The organism is Microvirga sp. HBU67558 (assembly GCF_018069605.1).
Classification (GTDB): domain Bacteria; phylum Pseudomonadota; class Alphaproteobacteria; order Rhizobiales; family Beijerinckiaceae; genus Microvirga; species Microvirga terrae.
In genome coordinates, this window is the sequence record NZ_JAGPUP010000421.1 from 1 (window position 1) to 10391 (window position 10391).

Consider the following 10391-nt stretch of genomic DNA (forward strand, 5'->3'; position numbering starts at 1 on the left):
CATCGTGGCGATTACGCCGGACGGACAGCTGTATGCGCGCCATTTCCGCACCTCCATCTCGAGCCACTGTGTCATTCAGGCCCTGCGCTTCTTCCGCCGCAAGATCGGCACGCCGCTGCTGGTGGTGTGGGATCGGCTCAACGCGCACCGCTCCCGAGCAACCGCGGCCTTCATTGCGGCCCACCCGCAGGACTATGCGGTCGCCTATCTGCCAGCCTACGCCCCCGAGTTGAATCCGGAAGAGCAGTGCAATGCCCTCGTCAAGCGTGCCATGGCAAACGCTCTGCCCGACTCAATCAACGACCTGCATCGGCTCGCCCGTCGTGAGTTCGGCCGGCTGAAGCGTCACCCTGAGATGATCGTCCGCTTCTTCCGCCACGCAGGCCTCTCCGTTACCGGCATCGCGTGAAGATCATTAGGCGCGCCGGGAGCGCCGGACCATCCTGCTCGTGGATGAGACCGGCCACAGCTTCCGCGCCCGACCGGGTACGACCTGGGCCCGGCGCGGGATCACCCCGATCCTCCAGCGGGTGGGCAAGCGGCGCGAGGTGTCGAGCATTGTGGCGATCACGCCCGACGGGCGGCTCTATGCCAGACACGTCCGCACCTGCGTCTCGAGCCAGACCGTGATCTCGGCCCTGCGCTACTTCCGCCGCAAGATCGGCACGCCCCTGCTGGTGGTGTGGGATCGGCTCAATGCCCATCGGTCACAAGCGACCACCGCCTTCATCGCAGCCCACCCGCAGGATTATGCGGCGGCCTACCTGCCGGCCTATGCGCCCGAGCTCAACCCGGAGGAGCAGTGCAATGCCTGCGTCAAGCGCGCCATGGAGAACGCCCTACCTGGATCCGTCGCGGACCTGCACCGTCTGGTCCGCCGCGAATTCAGCCAGCTTCAGCACCAACCTGAGATGATCGTCAGCTTCTTTCGCCACGCAGGGCTCTCCGTTGCAGGAATACCGTGAGGATCATTAGACGAACTGTTCGAAGGACGCGTTCGGACTCGACTATCGACGCCGTTGAGCAGGAGGTCTTTGCAGCGGATGTTGTCATTGGTGCGGTGCTCGTTCCTGGCGAAGTGCGCCGAAACTCGTCAGTCGCGGCATGTTGAGCTCGATGCGCAAAGGCTCGGTGATTGTGGATGTCACGATCGATCAGGGTAGATGCTTTGAGACCTCGCGCCCGACGCGCACGCTGATCCAACGTACGAGGTGGATGGCGTCATTCATTACTACGTCGCCAACATGCCGGGAGCAGTCCCGCTGACCTCAAGCAAGGCCCTGAATAACGCCACGTTGCCCCTTGGTTTTGCGCTCGCCAGCAAGGGGTTTGCCGCCGTGCTCGAGAATCCGCATCTGCGTGCCGGCCTCAATGTCTATCGCGGCCGGCTCACCAACAAGGCCGTGGCCGAGAGCCTCTGCCTGCCATTCTCACCGATCGAACCGGCTGCGGCCTGATCCAAGAGATCCCGACTGGGATGAAACCGCAAGTCCACTGTCGAGAGGCCAAGCGCATTGACGCATTCCGGAGCTGAAAGACTTCAGCCATCAAACGGCTCAAACGCTCTGCGAACACAGCTCATCGATATCGCCCATTGCGATGAGCGCCAGCTTCTGGTGTCCCTGGTCCCTCAGCAGGTCCGCTGCCCGCCACGCTCTTGAACCGCTGCGGCAGCAGAGCACAACCCGGCTCAATTGTGAGACATCCCGGCTCTGCTCAACGATCGTGTCAATGGTTGCGCGGCGGGCCTGCGGAAATGGCGAGACCGACACCTCAGCAAGGCTTCTGAGCTCGAAGACAATGTCGTTGGCGGTGACATCAGATTGCGCGATAAAGGGCGGCGCGGAACCAGGCGCCTCCGGCGCATCCAGGAACGAAAATCCGCCAAACTCTAGCTTTTGCAGATCCGCCGAAATCAACTGCCCAAGTGGTGACGGATCAAGGCCCAGAATCAGTGCTAACACCATCTGCGCCTGCAAGCCACCGAGCATGCCCGCAACAGAGCCTAGAACCCCTAGCGTGGCACAGTTCCCGAGGTTCTGAGGAATATCCGGAAATAGGGAGCGGTAGCTCGGAGCGCCGGCACAGAAGGCGCCAACATAGCCTTTCAAGCCTACACAGGACGCACTGACCAAAGGTTTGCATGCTGCCTTACAGGCATCGCTCAGAATGTACGTGACCGCGATGCTATCGGCGGCATCCACAATGACATCCGCGCCCCTCACGAGACCCTGTGCTGCGGCGGGATCAAGATAGATGGCAAGCGCGTCAACGATCACTGACGGATTGAGAGCTTTGAGTGCCGTCTGAGCCACCTCGACCTTCAGCTGACCAATGTCGGTCTTGCGATAAAGGGGCTGCCGGTGAAGGTTGCTCTCGTCAACGCGGTCATGGTCGACGAGCGTGAGGCGTCCGACACCGGCGGCCGTGAGATATTGCAGGACGGGACATCCAAGGCCGCCGGCCCCGACGACCAGCACCGAGGATGACGCAAGCTTGGCCTGGCCAGTCTCGCCCACCTCCGGGAGCACGATCTGTCGTGCATAGCGAGTAGTCATCCCATAATCCTCGTCAATGCGATCCAACGGCGGGTTTGTTGCTCCGGGTCCGGGTGCCGGAGAATGTCCGTCACCACCGCCGCACTGTCAGCGCCAGCATCCAGAACGCCTGGGATGCGGTCGATGGTGAGCCCACCGATCGCAACGAGTGGAATCTCGCCAATGAGCTGCTTCCATTCCGTGATGCGGCGCAGGCCTTGGGGAGCCCAGGGCATCTGCTTCAGGTCTGTCGGAAAGATGGGTCCCAGAGCAACGTAGTCCGGCGCAGCTGAGAGCGCCTGCTTGAGTTCGCTGTGGTCATGCGTACTCACACCCAGCCGAATGCCCGCCTTTCGAATGGCCGGCAGATTCGCGCCCGCGAGATCTTCCTGTCCGAGGTGAACGAAGGTGCAGCCTTTCGCAATGGCAAGCCTCCAATGATCGTTGACCACGAGTTGAGCGCCATGCTGTTCGCAACAGATCTTCGCCTCTCTAATCTGACGTGCGATTGCGGCATCGGACACATTCTTGATGCGAAGTTGAATGAGTTTTACGCCGAGCGGCATTAGGCGTCGCACCCAATCCGCGTTATCGACAATGAGATAGAAGGGGTCGAGCACGAGGGTCATGCCAGCAACGCCCTGCCAAAAACCGGAGTCGACGGGCGCGCCATCTCCCGTGGTTCCATCGGAATGGCGCGCTGTGCCAGCAGTCCAGCCTCAACCGCCAGGGCGAATGCCTTGGCCATCCCGACCGGATCACCGGCCTTGGCGACCGCGGTGTTCAAAAGAACTGCGTCGACTCCAAGCTCCATCGCTGCTGCGGCGTGTGAGGGCAGTCCAATTCCTGCATCGACCACAAGCGGCACATCGGGAAAGTGGGCCCGGAGCATCTTCAACCCGAAGACATTATTGAGACCTCTGCCTGAGCCGATCGGTGCACCCCAAGGCATCAGAACGCGACAGCCCGCCGCGAGCAGGCGTTCGGCCACAACGAGGTCCTCCGTCGTATATGGAAAGACCTGGAAGCCTTCTTCAGTCAGAACTCGCGCGGCTTCGACCAAGCCGAAGACGTCCGGCTGGAGGGTATCCTCCTCGCCGATCACCTCGAGTTTGATCCACGGCGTCCCGAAGACCTCCCGGGCCATATGGGCCGTCGTGACCGCCTCCTTGACCGTGCGGCACCCAGCAGTGTTGGGCAGAACGCGTGTGCCAAGATCGCGAATGATAGACCAGAAGGCCTGTCCTGCCAGATTGCCGCTCGCCTCGCGCCGGAGCGAGACAGTCACCACCTCCGCACCCGAGGCTTGAACTGCCGCTGCCACGATGGCGGGGGATGGATACTGGGCGGTTCCCAGCATCAAGGGTGACGCAAGTTCGACATTATACAACAGCATGCCTCAGCCTCCCTGCATCGGCGCGAGAACTTCGATGCGATCGCCGTCGTTCAGCGCGATGGCCGATCGTTGGGATGCGGGCACAAACCGTTCATTGACGGCCGTGGCCACAACGGCATCGCCGAAGTCGAGCTCACACAGAGCGCGCGACAGGAGCCGCTCCTCAATCTCACGCTCCTCACCATTCACGATAATCCTCATGCGTCATCTCCATAGTCGCTCTAGGTGGAATACTGCATCGGCGACCCGGGTCGCGAAGGCAGGAGCGAGCAAAAATCCGTGACGGTACAGGCCGTTGAAGTAGATCGTTCGGCCGCAGTCCCGGATCGCGGGCAGGTTGTCAGGAAAGGCGGGCCTGACATCGGCGCCAAACTCGACAATCTCGGCCTCGCCGAAGGCCGGATGGACAGAGTACGCTCCGTTGAGGAGCTCGACCGCCGAGCGCACTGTGACACGACTTCGATCTGAGCTCTCAATCATCGTCGCTCCGATCATGAAGAGCCCCTTCTCACGCGGCACGATGTAGAGAGCGATGCGCGGATGCAGGAGGCGGACAGGACGCTGGAGGGAGATCTCGTGTGTTCTGACAAGCAGCATCTCGCCCTTGACGCCGCGCAAGTCCGGAAGATCGCCCTGTGCGGCAAAGCCGCGACAGTCGATGATGCGATCCACATCGCTATCCCCGGTAGGGGCCTCGGCACCAAACCGTAGAGAGACACCAAAGTCTACAAGACGCGCGGCGAGTGCGGTCAGTGCGCTCCGGGGGTCAAGGTGTGCTTCGTCCGCGAAGAACAGGCCTTTGTGGAAACGTCCTGCCAGATCAGGCTCGAGATCAGCAATCCGATCCCCGTCGACCCAGTCAAAGCGTTCCGTTCGGCGCGCAAAGTGAGTGAGGTCGCCCGCGTCGCGGGGCCGGGCGATCACCAACGTACCCTTGCGGGTGGTCCCTGGACATCGCCGCAGCCACCAATCGATCGCACGACGGCCCAGTTCTGCCACGACAGGTTCCGAGCTCTCGCGCTCACACCAGGGCGCGAGCATTCCGCCCGCACACCAGGAGCAGGCAGCCGCACCGAGGTGCGGGCCACGGTCAATCACCTCAACCCTGGCGCCCCGCTCGGCCAACTCCAGCGCCGCTGTCAGGCCAGCGACTCCGGCGCCAATGACACGGATACGCATTGCGCTACTCCGCGGCGGGGACGTAGAGTTGTCCGCCGCCAGCCAGGAACTCGCGGCTCTTAGCGCGCATGCCGGCTAATTGCTCCTGAACCTCAGAGGTCATCGCCGCCACTTCGGCCCGCAGATCCTGCGTGATCTTCATCGAGCAGAACTTCGGGCCGCACATCGAGCAGAAATGCGCCGCCTTGTGTGCGTCCTTCGGCAAGGTCTCGTCATGATAGGCACGAGCCGTGTCTGGATCGAGGGAGAGATTGAACTGATCCTCCCAGCGGAAGTCGAAGCGGGCCCGGGACAAGGCGTCGTCCCGAACCTGTGCGGCCGGATGTCCCTTCGCAAGGTCGGCAGCATGGGCTGCGATCTTGTAGGTGATCACTCCGGTCTTCACATCGTCCCGGTTTGGCAGCCCCAGATGTTCCTTGGGTGTCACGTAGCAGAGCATCGCCGTGCCAAACCAGCCGATCATGGCGGCGCCGATGCCGGACGTGATGTGGTCATATCCCGGTGCGATGTCTGTGGTGAGTGGACCAAGGGTGTAGAAGGGCGCTTCGTCGCATTCGCGGAGTTGCTTGTCCATATTGACTTTGATCTTGTGCATCGGCACATGGCCGGGCCCTTCGATCATGACTTGGCAGCCCTTTTTCCACGCAACCTTTGTGAGCTCTCCCAGGGTCTCGAGTTCCGCGAACTGTGCCGCATCGTTCGCATCGGCGATCGATCCAGGGCGCAGTCCATCGCCCAACGAGAAGGAGACGTCATAGGCCCGCATGATGTCGCAGATCTCATCAAAGCGCTCGTAGAGGAAGCTTTCCTTGTGATGCGCCAGGCACCAGCGCGCCATGATCGAGCCGCCACGGGAGACGATGCCCGTGACGCGGTTGGCCGTGAGCGGCACATAAGGCAGGCGCATGCCCGCATGAATGGTGCAGTAATCGACGCCCTGTTCGGCCTGTTCGATCAACGTGTCCTTGAACACCTCCCAATCGAGCTTCACCGGATCACCGCCCACCTTCTCCAGGGCCTGGTAGATCGGCACTGTGCCGATGGGCACCGGCGAGTTGCGCAGGATCCAGGAGCGGATGTTGTGGATGTTGCGGCCCGTGGAGAGATCCATCACTGTGTCGGCGCCCCAGCGGATCGCCCAGACGAGCTTTTCCACCTCGTCGGCTGCCGTCGAGACCACGGCGGAGTTGCCGATATTGGCGTTGATCTTGACCAGGAAGTTGCGCCCGATTGCCATCGGCTCCAGTTCCGGATGGTTGATGTTGGCCGGAATGATGGCGCGGCCTCGGGCTACCTCCTGGCGCACGAACTCGGGCGTGATGAAGGGGGGAATGGCAGCCCCGAAGCTCTCGCCATCGGCAATCTTTGCCTCCGCGTTCGCCAGCATCGCTTCGCGGCAGAGGTTCTCTCGGTGCGCGACGTAGATCATTTCCTCTGTGATGACCCCGGCCCGGGCGAACTCGTATTGGGTTACGAGTTGACCGGAAGCGGCACGGCGCACGACGCGCTCGGCCGGGCATGGCGCCACAAGTGCGTCGGCCGAGACGTTTCCGTTGTCCTCAGGTTTCACGGGCCGCGGCGCGACCGCCGCATAGTTCCGCGCTGTGATCCACGGCTCGCGCACGAGCGGAAGACCTTTAGCGAGATCGATGGCTGCATCGTCCTGGGTATAAGGGCCGGAGGAGTCGTAAACGCGCACATGCGCTTCGCTGGGATCCGTCAGGATAATCGCGCGGAAGGGAACCCGGATATCTGGGCGATCTGCCGGCATGGCATAGACCTTGCATAATCCCTGAATCGGGCCAGTGGTGACGGACTGGGGAGCGCCCTTGGGCTTGTCGATATGAACCATCACTGGATCTCTCCTCTTGGACAAAGGGAGATCCGGGCAAAGCGAGCTGAGGGATTCGTTGTGTTGCTCGATAGTTCCAGTCCCTCCGCCGGTACGACCCGGATCAGGTTCAAGGGTCACGGCGAATCAGCCGACTCTCAGCCCCTTACAGGGCTCCCCTCGGAACGGATGCGATCCTCGTGGACGTAATCTCAGCTGTCAAGAGCGGAACTGAGCTGACAAGATTGGTTCTTGTCAAAGGATGGCGGAGCAATTATTACGGCGGCATCTCCTTGGGGTGCCCGTTCGCGCTGAGAGGTCTCGCCGAGACCAACCCATCGAACCTGATCCGGATTATGCCGGCGGAGGGATTGCGAGATGACGAGCAAACCAGCGTCCCTATCGGATGCTTTCAGTCTTCCAGAATTGTCCGGGCATCTGCTCAACCGCCTTCGCGGTGAGCGCACGCGCGTGCATGCGATCACGAGCGCAGTGGCACAAACCCTCACAGCCAATCTTCTGCTCGCCGCTGGCGGGATTCCATCGCTGACCGTCGCATTAGCGGAAGTCCCGGCTTTTACCAGCCGCTCCGCCGCGCTTCTCGTCAATCTGGGCACGCTCGACGCTGACCGCCGTGCCGCGATCCCACAAGCTATCGCGACCGCGCACGCTCATGCCAAGCCCTGGGTACTCGATCCAGTCTTCGCCGACGCCTCCCCACCCCGCCAGAAGTTTGCCCGCGCCTGTCTTGCGGGCAGGCCGCGTGTCCTTCGCTGCGATGCGGGCGAGCTCGCGGCTCTCGCCGGCAAGGATGCGACGCCTGAAACCGTGCAGTCCTTCGCCAAAGCTCAAGGCACGGTCGTGGCCCTAACCGGCGCGGTCGACTTGATTACGGATGGCGCCCGCATCATTCGCGTCAAGAACGGTCACTCGCTGATGACCCGCGTGACCGCCATGGGATGCGCCGGAACCGCCCTCGTGGCAGCCTTCACGGCCCTGCATAGCAGCGCACTCGAAGCGGCGGCTGCGGCTCTGCTCGTCACGCGCGTCGCAGGCGAGATCGCCGCGCGGGGCGCAAGGGGGCCGGGGACATTCCAGCCGGCTTTCCTCGACGCACTCTTCAATCTCGATACGCCAACTCTCATCACTCATGGGAGGGTCTCATAACCACAGGTGATCTCAGGCGCTACGATATCATCGATCCGGAAAGGACGGGCAGCTGGGGTCCTGTTGCGCTCGTCCGGCAAGCTGCCACTGGCGGCTGCGGCATATGGTAAATCAGGCCCTGAACTCGCGGAATGCTCCGGCATGACCGCTGTCGCCGTCACTATTGCGGGCTCGGATTCAGGGGGCGGCGCCGGCATCCAGGCAGACCTCAAGACCTTTTCGGCGCTAGGCGTCTACGGTGCCAGTGTGATCACTGCGCTCACGGCGCAGAACACCCTTGGCGTTCAGGGCATTCACGATGTTCCGCCCGCCTCCGTCAAGCAGCAGATCGACAGCGTCTTCTCCGATCTCACAGTCAATGCGGTAAAGATCGGCATGCTATCACAACCCGCTGTCATCGAAGTTGTGGCGGAAGGCCTTGCGCACTACAGCGCCGCGCGGATCGTACTTGATCCCGTGATGCTGGCGGCAAGTGGCAATCGACTGCTCGTGCCGCAGGCCATTGACACGCTGCGGCGCATCTTGCTTCCCATGGCGCTGCTCGTCACACCCAATCTTCCGGAGGCCGCAGCCCTCCTCGATGAGCCGCCGGCCCAGGACGAGCAGACCATGTGCCGCCAGGCTGAACGCATCCTCGCTTTGGGTCCCAAAGCTGTTCTGGTGAAAGGTGGCCACGGCACAGGACTGGAGAGCACCGACATTCTCATGAATCAGCACGGCATGCAGCGCTTTGCAGCTCCTCGCATCGGCACGCGCAACACGCATGGCACCGGCTGCACCCTGTCCTCGGCCATTGCAGCCGGGCTTGCCAAAGGTCTATCGCTCGGCGACGCGGTTACTGTGGCCAAGAGCTTCATCAGCGCCGCCATCGGGGCTTCCGATGAACTCCAGATCGGACGCGGGCCCGGACCCGTGCATCATTTCCATGCCACTTGGTCCTAAGCGCTCACACGGTGCGGCGCTTGGGGCTGGAGCCTGCGTTTTCGCGACTCTCATGGTCGTGCGCGCAAGGCTTCCGCCGGCGCATGGTCACCTCGTGGCCAAGAACCGTACCGGCCTCGGAACTGCAAGACCGAAGAGGCGATTGACGAGGCGTATTTCGCCTGTCGCTCGACATCCCCGCCTGTTGTAATGACCGCGGCGGATTATGCGCATGATTCTTAAAACCCGTATGCCGCTCGCAGTCCTTGGATCGAACTGGGACATGACGGTCTCCTTTCAGAGTTTGCGGTCGTCGGCGAGATAGTCGTAGACGACCTCCCCGAGCCCGAGGGTGAGATCGGCGATGTAATGGCTGGCGGACACCACCTCCTTAATGGGCAGCCGGGCCACGTCGCACATGGCGTGCTCAAAGAGCTGCAAAGCCGCAGGTCCGGTCCAGGCCCCCTTCAGGGTCACGTCCTCCAGGTAGTACCGCACGAGCTCGCAGATGCGCGGCGTGCAGTCCACATGCGGGATGATCTTGATCATGAAGGCGGGCTTCGCCATGGCTTTCCTGATAGGCGCCGGATCGGCCTCGCGATGCTTGTAGCCCATCGTGGCGACGACGCAGGGCACGGAGCCGTAATGCAGGGTGCCCACGAGCGTCTCCTGCTCATGGATGATCCGGGGGCTCGCGAGCTTCTTCGGAAAGCCCCAGATCTCCCGGCCGCCGGCGATCGGCGAATTGTCGTCGAGGTACATGGCATGTACGTAGCCGCCCTCCTGCACCTCGCCCGACGGTGTGGTGAAGCGCACGGGGATCACCTGTCCAGTCTCGGTGTAGTCGCCGAAGCCGGTCGAGTCCGGCATGCGGATGAACTCGTAGGCCACGGTATCGCCAACCACCTCCAGCGGTTCGGGCACCACGGCTCGGAGGGCCTCCGGATCGGTTCGATAGGTGATGACCACGTATTCGCGGTTGTAGAAGCGGTAGGGCGGGCGCGGATAGGCCGGGTCGTTGAGCGGCATTGCGAAGGCCTTTTCGCGGACATCTGAGATCTTCATGACTTCCTCGTGCGGAGTTCGAGTGTGAACGGTGACAGATCGGCGACGTCGAAAGTCGCGATGCCGTTCGACGTGTCGGGGCGCTTCGGGATACCGGGGTTGCGCAGGGTCCGCAGCGTGGACATCGTCATGTCTGGATGGCGCCCGTTTGGCAATGTGATTGTTGATGACGTTTGGGCCTAGCGGGGCGGGTGCGGTCATGTCTCCGGCCTTTGAATGCGGTGCTGCATGACCGCTGGCCCTGATGTTTTACGCTGAAGCTGGTCCCTCTCACGTTATCGCGCTTGGCTGACGC

The 10391-nt window shown here is 62.3% G+C and carries 12 protein-coding genes, 1 pseudogene and 2 riboswitches; of the genes and pseudogenes, 5 read left to right on the plus strand and 8 right to left on the minus strand.

Going from position 1 to position 10391, the window contains the following annotated elements:
- The 3 genes and pseudogenes from KBI52_RS03945 to KBI52_RS03955 all read left to right on the plus strand — a co-directional run.
- Positions 1-409 (plus strand): transposase (locus tag KBI52_RS03945; RefSeq protein WP_210805479.1); only part of this gene is annotated, 409 nt, incomplete at its 5' end.
- Positions 410-449: 40 nt separating this feature from the next.
- On the plus strand, positions 450-965 hold the full coding sequence (locus KBI52_RS03950) for a transposase (protein ID WP_210805481.1): 516 nt from the start codon (positions 450-452) through the stop codon (positions 963-965).
- Positions 966-971: 6 nt separating this feature from the next.
- Positions 972-1457: pseudogene (locus KBI52_RS03955) on the plus strand (alanine dehydrogenase); the annotation flags it as partial.
- 99 nt (positions 1458-1556) lie between these two features.
- Here KBI52_RS03955 and KBI52_RS03960 read toward each other — a convergent pair.
- From KBI52_RS03960 to thiC, 6 genes are read right to left on the minus strand one after another with little or no spacing between them, the layout of a single operon-like run.
- Entirely contained in the window at positions 1557-2558 is a 1002-nt protein-coding gene (locus tag KBI52_RS03960) for a HesA/MoeB/ThiF family protein (RefSeq protein ID WP_210805483.1), read from the minus strand.
- Positions 2555-3166 carry a thiamine phosphate synthase gene (locus KBI52_RS03965; protein WP_210805485.1) on the minus strand — a complete coding sequence of 204 codons (612 nt, stop codon included), beginning with the start codon at positions 3164-3166 and terminating at the stop codon, positions 2555-2557. Before KBI52_RS03965 ends, KBI52_RS03960 begins: the two co-directional genes overlap by 4 nt.
- Complete coding sequence (locus KBI52_RS03970) at positions 3163-3933, minus strand: thiazole synthase (protein WP_210805487.1); 771 nt, start codon at positions 3931-3933, stop codon at positions 3163-3165. The genes KBI52_RS03965 and KBI52_RS03970 overlap by 4 nt, the downstream gene beginning before the upstream one ends.
- A 3-nt stretch (positions 3934-3936) precedes the next feature.
- A complete protein-coding gene (gene thiS, locus KBI52_RS03975) occupies positions 3937-4134 on the minus strand; it encodes a sulfur carrier protein ThiS (RefSeq protein WP_114948072.1) in 198 nt (65 codons plus the stop codon).
- Between the two features lie 3 nt (positions 4135-4137).
- Entirely contained in the window at positions 4138-5112 is a 975-nt protein-coding gene (thiO, locus tag KBI52_RS03980; RefSeq protein WP_210805489.1) for a glycine oxidase ThiO, read from the minus strand.
- Positions 5113-5116: 4 nt separating this feature from the next.
- Complete coding sequence (thiC, locus tag KBI52_RS03985; protein WP_210805491.1) at positions 5117-6964, minus strand: phosphomethylpyrimidine synthase ThiC; 1848 nt, start codon at positions 6962-6964, stop codon at positions 5117-5119.
- A 62-nt stretch (positions 6965-7026) separates the two neighbouring features.
- Positions 7027-7134: riboswitch (TPP riboswitch) on the minus strand.
- Between the two features lie 93 nt (positions 7135-7227).
- A riboswitch (TPP riboswitch) is annotated at positions 7228-7331 on the plus strand.
- Between thiC and KBI52_RS03990 the strand changes: the two genes are divergently transcribed.
- Both KBI52_RS03990 and thiD read left to right on the plus strand, forming a co-directional pair.
- Positions 7322-8110: a hydroxyethylthiazole kinase gene (locus tag KBI52_RS03990; protein WP_210805493.1), complete on the plus strand. Its 789-nt coding sequence runs from the start codon at positions 7322-7324 to the stop codon at positions 8108-8110. (Overlaps the previous riboswitch by 10 nt.)
- A 141-nt stretch (positions 8111-8251) precedes the next feature.
- A complete protein-coding gene (gene thiD / locus KBI52_RS03995) occupies positions 8252-9052 on the plus strand; it encodes a bifunctional hydroxymethylpyrimidine kinase/phosphomethylpyrimidine kinase (protein ID WP_210805495.1) in 801 nt (266 codons plus the stop codon).
- 276 nt (positions 9053-9328) lie between these two features.
- Here thiD and KBI52_RS04000 read toward each other — a convergent pair whose 3' ends face one another.
- Complete coding sequence (locus tag KBI52_RS04000) at positions 9329-10096, minus strand: acetoacetate decarboxylase (protein ID WP_210805497.1); 768 nt, start codon at positions 10094-10096, stop codon at positions 9329-9331.
- Complete coding sequence (locus KBI52_RS33400) at positions 10093-10221, minus strand: hypothetical protein (RefSeq protein WP_256439459.1); 129 nt, start codon at positions 10219-10221, stop codon at positions 10093-10095. The genes KBI52_RS04000 and KBI52_RS33400 overlap by 4 nt, the downstream gene beginning before the upstream one ends.
- Positions 10222-10391: the final 170 nt, after the last annotated feature.